15 protein-coding genes are annotated in these 13104 nt (G+C 72.2%); 8 read left to right on the forward strand and 7 right to left on the reverse strand.

Annotated features, from left to right (window positions below):
• The first annotated feature begins 76 nt into the window (after window positions 1–76).
• Window positions 77–1204, forward strand: a complete 1128-nt coding sequence (locus CP981_RS25490; protein ID WP_085925072.1) for a PP2C family protein-serine/threonine phosphatase — start codon at window positions 77–79, stop codon at window positions 1202–1204.
• Here the strand turns inward: CP981_RS25490 and CP981_RS25495 are convergent.
• Window positions 1171–2031, reverse strand: a complete 861-nt coding sequence (locus CP981_RS25495) for a transglutaminase family protein (RefSeq protein ID WP_085925123.1) — start codon at window positions 2029–2031, stop codon at window positions 1171–1173. The genes CP981_RS25490 and CP981_RS25495 overlap by 34 nt on opposite strands.
• Window positions 2032–2047: 16 nt before the next feature.
• The gene (locus CP981_RS25500) at window positions 2048–3121 is read right to left on the reverse strand and encodes a GNAT family N-acetyltransferase (RefSeq protein WP_085925073.1); all 1074 of its coding nucleotides are present in this window, start codon (window positions 3119–3121) and stop codon (window positions 2048–2050) included.
• Between the two features lie 140 nt (window positions 3122–3261).
• Between CP981_RS25500 and fdxA the strand changes: the two genes are divergently transcribed.
• Together fdxA and dapC are read left to right on the forward strand one after the other, a co-directional pair.
• On the forward strand, window positions 3262–3582 hold the full coding sequence (gene fdxA / locus CP981_RS25505; RefSeq protein WP_018089397.1) for a ferredoxin: 321 nt from the start codon (window positions 3262–3264) through the stop codon (window positions 3580–3582).
• A 176-nt stretch (window positions 3583–3758) separates the two neighbouring features.
• Entirely contained in the window at window positions 3759–4892 is a 1134-nt protein-coding gene (dapC, locus tag CP981_RS25510; protein ID WP_085925074.1) for a succinyldiaminopimelate transaminase, read from the forward strand.
• Window positions 4893–4969: 77 nt separating this feature from the next.
• On the opposite strand, the gene CP981_RS25515 is transcribed toward dapC, so the two are convergent.
• Window positions 4970–5428, reverse strand: a complete 459-nt coding sequence (locus CP981_RS25515) for an ATP-binding protein (RefSeq protein ID WP_085925075.1) — start codon at window positions 5426–5428, stop codon at window positions 4970–4972.
• Between the two features lie 302 nt (window positions 5429–5730).
• Window positions 5731–6660 (reverse strand): VldE C-terminal domain-containing protein, encoded by a 930-nt coding sequence (locus CP981_RS25520; RefSeq protein WP_085925076.1) that lies wholly within the window; start codon window positions 6658–6660, stop codon window positions 5731–5733.
• Between the two features lie 40 nt (window positions 6661–6700).
• Here CP981_RS25520 and dapE point away from each other — a divergent pair, with 40 nt between their 5' ends.
• Both dapE and CP981_RS25530 read left to right on the forward strand, forming a co-directional pair.
• A complete protein-coding gene (gene dapE / locus CP981_RS25525; protein ID WP_085925077.1) occupies window positions 6701–7792 on the forward strand; it encodes a succinyl-diaminopimelate desuccinylase in 1092 nt (363 codons plus the stop codon).
• 112 nt (window positions 7793–7904) lie between these two features.
• Window positions 7905–8654, forward strand: a complete 750-nt coding sequence (locus CP981_RS25530; RefSeq protein WP_085925078.1) for an LOG family protein — start codon at window positions 7905–7907, stop codon at window positions 8652–8654.
• Window positions 8655–8852: 198 nt separating this feature from the next.
• Here the strand turns inward: CP981_RS25530 and folP are convergent, their stop codons facing one another.
• Complete coding sequence (folP, locus tag CP981_RS25535; protein ID WP_085925079.1) at window positions 8853–9713, reverse strand: dihydropteroate synthase; 861 nt, start codon at window positions 9711–9713, stop codon at window positions 8853–8855.
• A 92-nt stretch (window positions 9714–9805) separates the two neighbouring features.
• Between folP and CP981_RS25540 the strand changes: the two genes are divergently transcribed.
• Entirely contained in the window at window positions 9806–10255 is a 450-nt protein-coding gene (locus CP981_RS25540) for a DivIVA domain-containing protein (RefSeq protein WP_085925080.1), read from the forward strand.
• A complete protein-coding gene (locus CP981_RS25545; protein WP_085925081.1) occupies window positions 10252–10857 on the forward strand; it encodes a DNA-3-methyladenine glycosylase I in 606 nt (201 codons plus the stop codon). Before CP981_RS25540 ends, CP981_RS25545 begins: the two co-directional genes overlap by 4 nt.
• A 34-nt stretch (window positions 10858–10891) precedes the next feature.
• Here CP981_RS25545 and chcB read toward each other — a convergent pair whose 3' ends face one another.
• Entirely contained in the window at window positions 10892–11692 is an 801-nt protein-coding gene (gene chcB, locus CP981_RS25550; RefSeq protein WP_085925082.1) for a 2-cyclohexenylcarbonyl CoA isomerase, read from the reverse strand.
• A gap of 323 nt (window positions 11693–12015) precedes the next feature.
• Between chcB and CP981_RS25555 the strand changes: the two genes are divergently transcribed.
• Window positions 12016–12183 (forward strand): DUF3117 domain-containing protein, encoded by a 168-nt coding sequence (locus tag CP981_RS25555; RefSeq protein ID WP_006603288.1) that lies wholly within the window; start codon window positions 12016–12018, stop codon window positions 12181–12183.
• A 132-nt stretch (window positions 12184–12315) separates the two neighbouring features.
• Here the strand turns inward: CP981_RS25555 and CP981_RS25560 are convergent, their stop codons facing one another.
• Entirely contained in the window at window positions 12316–12999 is a 684-nt protein-coding gene (locus CP981_RS25560; protein WP_042148253.1) for an O-methyltransferase, read from the reverse strand.
• Window positions 13000–13104: the final 105 nt, after the last annotated feature.

Below are 13104 nucleotides of genomic sequence, written 5' to 3' on the forward strand. Positions count from 1 at the left end.
CCGGCGCCGGTCCCGCGCGCGTCGGGACTTTCGTCCCGGTGCGGTCTGCGGCGGAGTCTTGCAGGCTTGAAGTGTTATGCCTGCCGACCGATCCACCGAGCGCGGCGCCTGGACTCCCGTGCTGCTCATCCTGGCGATCCTCCTCGTCGCCCTGCTCGACGCGACGACCGGCCCGGAACTGCACATCTCGGCCTTCCTGGGCATCGCCCCGCTGTACGCCGCGCTGCGCTGCTCGTTCCGGCGGACGCTCCTGGTGGCGGCCGTCTTCCTCGTGTGCCTGATCTACATCGACCTCTTCACGGTGCCCGACTGGGGCCCGGCCAGCCGGGTCGTCGGGATCTTCGGCGCCTGCCTGGCGGCCGTCTTCTCCCTGGTGCTGTGCCGCACCCGTCTGGAGCGGGAGGCCCTGCACGCCCGGACGCGGCTGGTCGCCGACACCGTGCAGCGGGCGATGCTGCGCGAGCTGCCGCTCAGCGCCGGCGCGGTCGAGGCGTACGGCTTCTATGTCTCCGCCCAGGAGGGGGCCCGGGTCGGCGGCGACATCTACGAGGCCATCGACACCCCGCACGGCCTCCGGCTGATGATCGGCGACGTACAGGGCAAGGGCATGCCGGCGATCGGGGCGGGCGTCGAGGTGCTGGCGTCGTTCCGGGAGGCCGCGCAGTACCAGGAATCGCTGGAGTCGGTGGCCGAGCGCATGGAGCAGGCGCTGATCCGGCACAACGCCCGCTCCGTCGAGCAGGGCGCCGACGAGCGCTTCGTCACGGCACTGCTGCTGGAGATCCGCAGCGCGGCCGGTGCGCCGCAGGGGCGGGTGCTGTCCTGCGGCCACATCCCGTATTACCTGGTGCGCCACGGCGAGGTCACCGAGCGCCGGGACGGCGAGGGCGGTCTGCCGCTCGGCCTGGGCATGCTCGGCGGCGGGCCCCGGCACAGCGTCCGCATCCACCCCGATCCCGACGACTGGATCGTGCTGTGCACGGACGGGGTGACCGAGGCGCGCGGCAAGGACGGTGAGTTCTACCCGCTGGCCGAGCGGCTGGCCGGGTGGACGGACCTGGAGCCCCCGGAGCTGGCCCGTACCCTCCGCGCCGATTTGGAGAGCTTCACCGGCGGCGACCTGAAGGACGACGCGACCGCACTGGTCATCCGCCGTACCCCGGCCGCCACTCAGTTGAGCATGGCCCGGGCCGCCGCGGCCTGACGCCGTATCGCGAGCGCCCCGGCCGGGTCGACGGCCTCCACCACCCGGGCGTACTCCTCCAGCTCGGCCGCCCCGGCCAGGAACTCACCGCGCTGGACCAGCAGTTGGGCACGCTCATGGCGCAGCCGCGCCGGATGGCTCGGCAGCAGCAGCGACAGCTCCAGCGCCCACAGCTGCACCGCGCTGTGCTCCGGGCGGGCCTGCGCCCAGGCCCGGATGTTGTTGAGCATCCGCAGCACGATCTCCAGCGGATCGGCGGGCGTCATCATCTGCGCGCTCAGCTGCTCCCCGGTCGCCCCCGCGACCAGCAGCTCCGCGTCCTCGCCGGTGAGCGGCCGGCCGCCGGCGAACGGATCGGCCAGCACATGGCTGCCGGCCGGATCGCCGAAGCCGACGACGAAATGGCCCGGCAGCGCCACCCCGTACACCGGGGCACCGGCCCGCCGGGCGACCTCCATCCACACCACCGACAGCAGGATCGGCAGACCCCGGCGCCGCCGCAGCACCTCGTGCAGCAGCGAGGACTCCAGCCGCCGGTAGTCGGCGGGCGAGCCGCCGAAGCCGCACCGGGTGCCGAGCAGCTCGGCGAGGTTGCGGGCCCAGGCCCCGGGGCCCCCGGCCGGAGCGTACGGCAGCAGCCCGGCCAGCCGGTCCAGTTCGATCTGCGCCGCGTCACGGCCCGCCTCGTCCAGCGCGGGATCGGCCTCGGCACCGATCAGCAGACACAGCAGCGCCAGATCGGGCCGCTCGGCCCGCGCGGCCTCGGCGAACTGCTGCCGCCGTGCGGCGCGGGCGTCGTCCCGCTCCGGCTCGGGTTCCTGGGGCATGTCGGTGGGAGACCCTTCAGCGCCGGCCGCCGGGCCGGGCACGCCGGTAGTGATAGCCGTGGTGCTCGGTGAAGCCCAGCCGGCCGTAGAACGCGAGCGCGTCCGCGTTGTCGGCCTCGACCTGGAGATACGCGGCCGAGGCGCCCTCTTCCAGGGCCCGCTCGGCGAGCGCCGTCATCACCAGCGTGGCCAGCCCCTGGCGCCGTGCGGCCGGGGCCACCTCCAGCGCCGCGAAGCCCGCCCAGCGCCCGTCGACGACCAGCCGGCCGATCGCCGCCGTCCCGCCGTCCGCGCCGGCCACCGTCGCGAACCACACCGACGGCCCGCCGGTCAGCACCTGCCGGGCGATCCGGGTGGCCTCCTCCGACGCGGCGGCCTCGCCCGTCCGGTTGTACAGCGCCAGCCACTCCGCGCCGGGCTCGCGGGACAGCGTGACGCCACCGGTGTCGGCGTCGGTGTCGGCGAGCGGCGCCAGCGCCGCGATCCGGACGGTGGTGTGCCGCTCGCCGGTCCAGCCGCGCTCCGCCAGCTCCGCGGCCAGCCGTTCATCGGTATCGGCCTGCCCGGTGGCGACCATGATCAACGGCGGCAGACCACGCTCGTCATACCACTGGCCGATCCGCTCCAGTGCCACCTCCAGCGGGACCCCGGGGTCGCCGAGCGGCAGCACGGAATTGGCGCGGCGGGTGAAACCTCCGGAGGCCCGCAGCGTCCACTCCCCGAGATGTGCCGTCTCCACGGCGGGCCAGCCGCGGGCCGCGACGGTCTGGAGCTCGCGGGCGGTTGCGGCGGGCCCCCGCCGCCGGGCCGGCTCTCCCGAGGACGGCCGCGCGGCCCCGTGCCGGGCGGTCGCGGGACGGTCCGGCACCACCTTCGCGGCCACCAGCGAGGACTCCTCGATCCGTACGGTCTCGCCACTGCGCCGTGTGATGCTCAGCACACCTTGATCCCAGGATGTGAGAACGCCGACCGCGTCGGTGAACGGGGGAACCCCCGCACCACCCCCGGTCAGACGCCGGACGGATACCCTTTTGCCCACGTCAGCACGGGTGATCCGGACCTCCGCGCGTCCGCCGGCCAGGAATTCCATCGCTCAAACCGCCCCTCTTGTTCGTCTCGCGCCCGGGAACGGAGATACTAGATGGCGGGCATCGACGACGCCGCGCTCCCGCGCGCCCAGCGGCGGTACTGCCAATCGGTCCGCCGGCCCTACCGAGGAGGAACGACAGCGTGACCTACGTCATCGCGCAGCCTTGTGTCGACGTCAAGGACAAGGCGTGCATCGAGGAGTGCCCGGTCGACTGCATCTACGAGGGCTCCCGGTCCTTGTACATCCACCCGGACGAATGCGTCGACTGTGGTGCCTGTGAACCGGTCTGCCCGGTCGAGGCGATCTTCTACGAGGACGACACCCCGGAGGAGTGGAAGGACTACTACAAGGCGAATGTGGAGTTCTTCGACGAGCTCGGCTCGCCCGGCGGCGCCAGCAAGCTCGGTCTGATCGAGCGGGACCACCCCTTCATCGCGGCCCTGCCGCCGCAGAACCAGTAACGACCGAGGATCAAGGGGGAGCCTGCCCGCTCCCTCTTGCTCCCGTGTCGTTGGGGGCACCTCCAGTGTCAGCCACGGGAGGTCGACGGCGCCGCCCCGGTCCCGTACGGCCTGCCGCCGTACGGGACCGCAGCATTTCCGCCGAGGGCCCCGCACCACCCGAGAAAGAGAGCACCGTGGGCGCAGCACCGTCACCCCGGCCCGAATCCCCCCGCGCATCGCTCCGCGACCGCCTTCCGGTCTTCCCGTGGGACCGCCTGGAGCCCTACAAGGCCACGGCCGCCGCGCACGCCGACGGCATCGTGGACCTGTCCGTCGGCACCCCGGTGGACCCGGTCCCCGCGCTGGTGCGGCAGGCGCTGACCGACGCGGCCGACAGCCCCGGCTACCCGACGGTGTGGGGCACGGCCGCACTGCGGGACGCGCTCACCGGCTGGGCCGCCGAGCGGCTCGGCGCCCGGGGCCTGGAGCACACCAATGTGCTGCCGGTCGTCGGCTCCAAGGAGCTGGTGGCCTGGCTGCCCACCCAATTGGGCCTCGGCCCCGGCGACAAGGTCGGCTACCCCCGGCTGGCCTACCCGACCTACGAGGTCGGCGCCCGGCTGGCCGGCGCCGAGCCGGTCGTCTACGACGACCCCACCGAACTCGACCCCAGCGGTCTGAAGCTGCTCTGGCTGAACTCGCCGTCCAACCCCACCGGCCGGGTGCTGAGCGCCGACGAACTGCGCCGCACGGTCGCCTGGGCGCGTGAGCACGGCGTGCTGGTCTTCAGCGACGAGTGCTACCTGGAACTGGGCTGGGAGGCCGACCCGGTCTCCGTACTGCACCCGGACATCTGCGGCGGCTCCCACGACGGCCTGGTCGCCGTCCACTCGCTCTCCAAGCGCTCCAACCTGGCCGGCTACCGCTCCGCGTTCCTCGTCGGTGACGCCGCGGTCCTCGGCGACCTGCTGCAGATCCGCAAGCACGGCGGCATGATGATCGCCGCACCCGTGCAGGCCGCCACCGTCGCGGCGCTGGGCGACACCGCCCATGTCGCCGAGCAGCGTGCCCGCTACGCCCGCCGCCGCGCCGCGCTGCGCGGTGCCTTCGAGGCCGCCGGCTTCCGCATCGAGCACAGCGAGGCCGCGCTCTACCTCTGGGCGACCCGCGACGAGCCCTGCTGGGACACCGTCGGCGACCTCGCCAAGCGCGGCATCCTCGTCGCCCCCGGCGAGTTCTACGGCCCGGCGGGGGAGCGGTTCGTACGGATCGCCTTCACCGCCACCGACGAGCGGGTGGACGCGGCGGTGCGCCGGCTGGCGCAGTGAGCAGCGGCTGACACGCGCAGGGGCCCGGGGAGAGCGAACTCCCCGGGCCCCTGCGCGTCGTACGGGCGGACCGCCGGTCAGCGGCCGCCGAGCGGCAGACCGCCGAGCAGGCCGGTGGCGGGCGCGAGCAGGCCCTTGGGCGAGCCGACGAGCCCCTTGGCGGCGTCGAGGGGCAGCGAGCTGGTCGAGACGCCCTTCTTGGCGATCGGGCGGGCCACGCTCTCCGCCTTGTCAACGGCGGCCTGGGTGAACGGCATGGCCTTCTTCACGACCGGGCCGGCGGTCTCGACGAGCGCCGGGGCGAGCTTCGTGGCGGCCTTGCTGCCGGCCGCGTTCACCAGGCCGACGCCGTCGCGCGCGGTGTGGTCGAGGGTCTCGCTGGTGTTCTGGGAGTCCAGGGGCGCCGTCAGTCCGCCGAGTGCCTTGGTGGGCAGCTCCGCAGCGCTCGCGGAGCCGGCCGCAGCGACCACGGGAGCGGCACCCGCTGCAACGAGCAGGGCGGCTCGGGCGATCCGACGCGTAACGGGGAGGGACATGGTGCTCCTTTTACGGAGAAGGACTCGTTCTTCTGACAGATGTGCCATGTCCGCCTGGCGGACGCACTGACTACCGCGTCAGAACCCCGAAGGTTGCGGTGAACTCCGGTAAAGAGTTGGTAACGCGTCACATAATCGGCCCTGGATAAAGACGGGCAATATGTGCACACGCCGAGGCGCCGCGGAAACGTCACAGCCCTTTGCGTACAAGGGAATTGACCGCGGGGTCGAGCAAAAAACGGCCAACTCGCCTTCCGTAAAAGGGAATTGATGGCGGTGCCCCTTCCGGGGGACCCGGCAAACTATTGCGCGGTGACGATCCGCACATGCTGCGCGGCCACCGCGGAATCGGCCGGCTTCCGTTGCCAGCCCTTCCCCGCATCGTCCGCCTGCCACATCCGGCCGGCATAAGAGATCTGTTCGATGCGCAGCTCGGCGGAGTGCGCCATCGCCCACATGGCCAGCTCCCAGCCGCGCCGCTCGGCGTCGCCCGCGCCCACCGCACCGGACTGCCGCACCGGTATCGTCACGCCGCTCCCGCCGCCGGTGGCACGGCCCTTGCCGTCGCCCGTCCGCGGCAGCACCCCGGCGCCGAACTCCCGCACCAGCCGCTTCCGCACCGCCGCGGCGCCACTCGCCTGCCCGTCCACCGGGCGGCTCTCCGTGCAGGTCATCGCGTCCCGGTCGCGGCCCGAGAGCGCGCCGGTCAGCCGTGCGGCGTTCGCCTCGTGCTTCGCGTAGGCCTGCGGATAGCCGCTGCGCTGCACCTTCTGCGCGGCGACGGTCAGCGGCAGCCGGGAGTAGCCGGGCACCTTCGCCAGATGCCGGTAGAACTCCCCGGCCGAATAGACCGGGTCCATGATCTGCTGCACGGTGCCCCAGTCCTGCGACGGCCGCTGCTGGAAGAGCCCGACCGAATCCCGGTCACCGAAGTCGATGTTGCGCAGCCCCGACTCCTGCATCGCGGTCGCCAGCGCGATGGTCACCGCCCGCTCCGACAGCCCCCGCGAGGACGCCACCGCCGAGATCGTCGCGGCGTTCGCGGCCTGCTCCGGGGACAGCTCGTACTCCTTCGCGTCCCCTTCGGCGCGCACCGTGCACTGCGGTGCTCCGGGGCCACCGGTCACGTACTGGACCACGAGATAGCCGGCCAGTCCGATCAGTACGGCGACGGCTGCGGCGGCACGCCACAGGCGGGCGCGGCGGCGGGGAGAGGAGGGCTGTGCGGACACGGGCCCACCGTACTGGAGTGCTGCCGATAGGGTCGGATCCATGGAGCGCTCCACAGATCACCCCGCCCTCGACCTCTCGCTCGACGCCGCCGCGCTCACCGCGCAGCTCGTCGACTTCCCCTCCGAGAGCGGCAACGAGAAGGACCTCGCCGACGCCGTCGAGCACGCGCTGCGCGCGCTCCCGCACCTCACCGTCGACCGCTACGGCAACAACGTCGTGGCCCGCACGAACCTGGGCCGCGCCGAGCGGGTGGTGCTCGCCGGACACCTCGACACCGTGCCGATCGCCGACAACGTCCCCTCCCGGCTGGACGAGAACGGCGTCCTGTGGGGCTGCGGCACCTGCGACATGAAGTCCGGCGTCGCCGTCCAGCTGCGGATGGCCGCCACCGTCCCGGCCCCCAACCGCGACCTGACCTTCGTCTTCTACGACAACGAAGAGGTCGCCGCGCACCTCAACGGCCTCGGCCATGTCGCCGACGCCCATCCCGACTGGCTCACCGGTGACTTCGCCGTCCTCCTGGAGCCCTCCGACGGCCAGGTGGAGGGCGGCTGCCAGGGCACCCTGCGGGTCCTGCTGCGCACCACCGGCGAGCGCGCCCACTCCGCCCGCAGCTGGATGGGCGCCAACGCGCTGCACGCCGCCGCCCCGATCCTGGCGAAGCTCGCCGCGTACGAGCCGCGCCGCCCGGTGATCGACGGCCTCGAATACCGCGAGGGCCTCAACGCCGTACGCATCGAGGGCGGCGTCGCCAACAACGTCATCCCGGACGCCTGCACGGTCACCGTGAACTTCCGCTACGCCCCGGACCGCACCCCCGACGAGGCGGTGGCCCACGTCCGCGAGGTCTTCGCGGACTGCCCGGTGGACGAGTTCGTCATCGACGACCACTCCCCGGGCGCACTGCCCGGACTGTCCCACCCGGCGGCCAAGGCGTTCATGGAGTCCGTCGGCGGCACCGCGATGCCCAAGTTCGGCTGGACCGATGTCTCGCGCTTCAGCTCCCTGGGCGTCCCGGCCGTCAACTACGGCCCCGGCTACTCCCTGCTGGCGCACAAGAAGGATGAACGGGTGGAAATCGACCGCATCCTGCACTGCGAGGAACGACTGCGCGCCTGGCTGACGGCCTGACGCCCCCCGGGCCCGCCGCCGACCGCTCGCCTCCCCGCCGAATTCCCCTGCACTTCATGTCGTCGGATCTACGCTGAACAGGCAAACGATCTGCCAGCGGAGGGAGCACGACATGGCCAGTCCCGAGGGAGCACCGGTCCCTGAGGAGCAGCGGCTGGGTCCCGTACTGCGCCGCCAGGAGCAGGTGCAGGCCGGCACCACCGACCAGCGGCTGCTGGACTCCGAAGGCCCCTCCGAGTGGGTGCACACCGATCCCTGGCGCGTGATGCGCATCCAGTCGGAGTTCGTGGAGGGCTTCGGCGCGCTGGCCGAGCTGGGTCCGGCCGTCAGCGTCTTCGGCTCGGCCCGTACGCCGCGTGACTCCAAGGAGTACGACGCCGGCGTACGGATCGGCCGGGCCCTGGTCGACGCCGGCTTCGCGGTGATCACCGGCGGTGGCCCCGGCGCCATGGAGGCCGTCAACAAGGGCGCCAACGAGGCCGGTGGCACCTCCGTCGGGCTGGGCATCGAGCTGCCCTTCGAGCAGGGCATGAACGAGTACGTGAACCTCGGCGTGGACTTCCGCTACTTCTTCGTCCGCAAGACGTGCTTTGTGAAGTACGCCCGGGGATTCGTGGTGCTCCCCGGCGGCCTCGGCACCCTCGACGAGCTCTTCGAGGCGCTCACCCTCGTCCAGACCCGCAAGGTCACCCGCTTCCCGATCGTGCTGTTCGGCACGGCCTACTGGAGCGGCCTGGTCGACTGGCTGCGCGACACCCTCATCGCCCAGGGCAAGGCGTCCATGCACGACCTGGAACTCTTCCACCTCAGCGACGACGTCGACGAGGCAATCGCCCTGGTGACCAAGGAGGTCGGGATCTAGGGACGGGGACGGGGGCGGCCCGGGGGTCCGAGGGGCCGCTGACTGGCGCCGGCCGGGCTCCTGCCGTCCGGCACCACCCGGGCTCCCGCCGGCCGGCGAGGCCCGGGAATGCCATCGCCTCCCATCCCGTTGCGGCCCCGAGGGGGCCCAGCCACCCCCTACGGCATCTGTTCGTACGAGCCCTAAGGGCCGCCGCCCTCAGGCCAGTCCCCGGCGGGCGACCGCCGGGGGCCGGTGGCCGGCGATCGAGGCCACCATGTCCAGCACCTGCCGGGTCTCGGCGACCTCGTGGACGCGGTAGACCTGGGCGCCCAGCCAGGCCGAGACGGCGGTGGTCGCCAGGGTGCCCAGCACCCGCTCCTTGACCGGTCGGTCGAGCGTCTCGCCGACGAAGTCCTTGTTGGACAGCGACACCAGCACCGGCCAGCCGGTATCCGCCATCTCGCCGAGCCGGCGGGTCGCCTCCAGGCTGTGCCGGGTGTTCTTCCCGAAGTCGTGCCCCGGATCGATCATGATCGCGTCCCGCCGGACGCCCAACTCCACGGCCCGCTCGGCCAGTCCGAGCGTCACCCGCAAGATGTCCGCCATCACGTCGTCGTAGGTCACCCGGTGCGGCCGGGTCCGCGGCTCGGCGCCGCCCGCGTGGGTGCACACCAGGCCGACGTCATAGCGCGCGGCAACCTCGGCGAGCCGTGGATCGACGCCGCCCCAGGCGTCGTTGAGCAGATCCGCCCCGGCCTCGCACACCGCCTCGCCGACCTCGTGCCGCCAGGTGTCGACGCTGATCACCACATCGGGGAAGCGCTTGCGGACCTCGGCGACGAACCCGACCGTGCGGCGGGCCTCCTCCTCGGCGCTCACCTCCTCGCCGGGACCGGCCTTGACGCCGCCGATGTCGATGATCGCGGCACCGTCGGCCACCGCCTGTTCCACCCGGGCGAGGGCGGGCTCGTCACGGAACGTGGCGCCCTGGTCGTAGAACGAGTCCGGCGTCCTGTTGACGATCGCCATGATCACCGGCTCGTGCGCGCCGAACTCGCGATTCCCCAGCCGCAGCATTCCCTGACTCCCTCTCCGTGGTCCGGGAGCGACCCTAACTGTCACACCCGCATGGCACGATCAGTGCAGGCACATAGTCCGGGGAGTTGGTCGTGTTCTGGTTCTTGCTGATCGCGATGGTCGTGGTGGTGGCCGCGGTCACGCTCGTGGTCGTCGGTGGTGGTGACGGCGGTGGGCTGCGGGATTCCGAGCCGGACCGGCTGCACGACCCGCTGCCGGAGGACCGCCCGGTGGCCCGCGCCGATGTGGACGCCGTGCGTCTCCCGGTCACCGTCCGTGGCTATCGCATGAACGACGTCGACGACGTCCTGGACCGCCTGGGCGCCGAACTCGCCGAGCGGGACGCCCGGATCGCCGAGCTGGAGGCCGCGCTGGCCGGGGCGCATGCCTCCGCCATGGGCGGCCCGGGGCTGATACAGGACGGCCCGCCGGTGCTCGGGCCGGTGCCGGAGACGGGGCCCGCCCCGAGGCCCGGCGACCGGAAAACCGCGGACGCCCCCGAAGCGCCCGGACCGCGGCCGGACGACGAGGAGCAGGCATGAGCGGCGTGGTGAGGGAACCGGACGGCATCCCGCGCTGCCCGTGGGGACTGGAGTCGGCGCAGATGGCCGACTACCGCGCCTACCACGACACCGAATGGGGCCTGCCGGTCCATGGCGACGACGCCCTCTTCGAGCGGATGAGCCTGGAGGCGTTCCAGTCCGGGCTCTCCTGGATCACGATCCTGCGCCGCCGCCCCGGCTTCCGCGCCGCGTTCGCCGGCTTCCACATCGCGAAGGTGGCGCGGTTCACGGACGCGGACGCCGAGCGGCTGCTCACCGACCCCGGGATCATCCGCAACCGCGCCAAGATCGCCGCGACGATCAACAACGCCAAGGTCGCCGCCGGGCTGGCCCCCGGCGAGCTCGACGACCTGATCTGGTCCTTCGCGCCCGCCCGGGCGGGCCGGCCGGTGCCGCGTACCGTCGACGATCTCCAGCCGACGACCCCGGAGTCCACGGCGCTCGCCAAGGACCTCAAGAAGCGCGGCTTCCGCTTCGTCGGCCCGACCACCGCCTACGCGATGATGCAGGCGTGTGGCCTGGTCAACGACCATCTGGCGGAGTGCCACGTCCGGGCGGCCGTGGAGGCGGCGGCCGGCTGACCCGGCCGCCCGGCGGGGCCGGGACCGGGGCGGGTCAGCGGCCCAGGAAGACCGGCTTCTCCTTCTTCACGAACGCCTCGACCGCGATCCGGTGGTCCTCCGACGCCCCGGCCCGGCCCTGGAGTTCGTCCTCCTTGCCGAGGGTCTCGACGAGCGAGTGCCCCGCCCCGTAGGCCAGCGACTCCTTGAGCGCGGCATACGCGGCGGTCGGGCCCTGGGCCAGCCGCCGGGCGACGGCCGCGGCCTCCGCTGCCAGCTCCTCGGCCGGCACGACCTTGTTGGCGATCCCCAGCTCGTACGCCTCCTGGGCACTGACGTTGCGCGGGAAGAGCAGCAGGTCGGCGGCCCGGCCCTGGCCGATCAGCCGCGGCAGGGTCCAGGACATCCCGGAGTCCGCGGTCAGCGCGACTCCCGCGAAGGAGGTGTTGAAGGAGGCGGAGTCGGCGACCACGCGGTAGTCGGCGGCCATCGCGAAGCCCGCGCCGGCGCCCGCGGCGACGCCGTTGACGCCCGCCACTACGGGCTTGGGCATCTCCGTCAGCGCCGTCACGATCGGGTTGTAGTGCTCACGCACGGTGTTCATGGTCTTCCCGGAGCCGGTGGCCCGGTCCTCGGCCAGCAGGCCGATGTGCTCCTTGAGGTCCTGCCCCACGCAGAAGGCGCGCCCGGTGGCGGTCAGCAGTACGGCGCGCACGGCGGAATCGGCGGCGGCCTCCTGGAGCGTGTCCCGCAGCAGGACCTTCGCCTCGATGTTCAGCGCGTTCATCGCGTCGGGGCGGTTGAGCGTGATCGTCGCGAGTCCGTCGGTCACGTCATAGAGCACGGTGTCGGCCATAGTGGGAGTCCCCTCCGTCGCGGCTCGGACTGCTCGGCAGCGGCAGTCAGCGCTCAGGATGCCGGAGATCATCGGGCCTCGGCATGTGACGTACATCAAAGATTGCGGGCGCGCCGGGGGTCGGCGGGTGGAGAAGTATTGCAGCCACCTCTCCGAATTGCGGGGGTTTGCGGGAGCGCGTTGCCGAAGGGATGCAGCCCGATGTTGGTCATCGGGTCGTTCGATGCGGGATAATGGCCTGGAAGCAATGTGTTCGATGCCGGTGACACGTGCCTATTCGGGCCGTCGGCTGAGATGAGCTGGTTTCAGGAAGGGGAACGAGCATGGCGGCCATGAAGCCGCGGACGGGCGACGGCCCGCTCGAGGTGACCAAGGAGGGGCGGGGCATCGTCATGCGTGTTCCGCTCGAAGGCGGCGGGCGGCTCGTCGTCGAGCTGACCCCCGACGAAGCCAAGGCGCTGGGTGAGGCCCTGGACAAGGTCACCGTCTGACAAGGGCGGCGCAACCGGCGGTTTCCCGGGGCTGGCCCCGGTATCCCCAGCCGTATGACGGCCCCGGCATGGGGCGCGCAGTGAAGGCGCGCCGCGTGCCGGGGCCGTTTCGTATATCCGGTGCTGCGTGGGTCAACCGCGTTTGACGGCGCAGAGCAGTCCGTCACCGACCGGCAACAGGGACGGTACGAGAGTCGTGCTCTCTCTTACGGCCCGCAGTAGTTCCCGCAGCCGCAGCACCTCCGCGGGCTGCACCGCCGAATCGACCGTACGGCCGTCAGCGAAGACGCCTTCGAAGCAGACCAGGCCGCCGGGGCGCAGCAGCCGCAACGATTCAGCGAGGTACTCCAAGCACTCCATCAGGTCGCCGTCGCAGTACACGAGGTCGTATCCGCCGTCCGCGAGCCGGGGCAGTACGTCCAGGGCCCGTCCGGGGATGAAGCGGGCGCGGTTCCCGGCGAAGCCCGCCGCACGAAACGCCTGCTTGGCGAACGCCTGCCGCTCGGGTTCGAGGTCCACGGTGGTCAGCACCCCGTCGGGGCGCATGCCGTGCAGGAGGTAGATGCCCGACACGCCCGTGCCGGTGCCGATCTCGGCGACCGCCTTGGCGTCCACGGCGGCGGCGAGCAGACGGAGGGCCGAGCCGGTGCCGGTGGTCACCGTGCGGATACCGGCTTCCCGCGCGCGGTCACGGGACCAGTGCAGGGCGGCCTCGGCGCTGTCGTCGATGGTCCCGGCGCCGTACGCCTCGGCGAATGCCAAGCTCGTCTGCCGGTTGCCGGTAATGGCCCTCTCCTGTCCCCGTAGTTGACGCAACCGTGACTGTATCCGCTGCGTGCGGGAACCCGCAGATGGGACTGGACGTTAAGGAGGGGTAGCGGGATGACGGGGGGATGCACGGTGACGACCGCGCGAGACGCG

Source organism: Streptomyces platensis, from assembly GCF_008704855.1.
Classification (GTDB): Bacteria; Actinomycetota; Actinomycetes; order Streptomycetales; family Streptomycetaceae; genus Streptomyces; species Streptomyces platensis.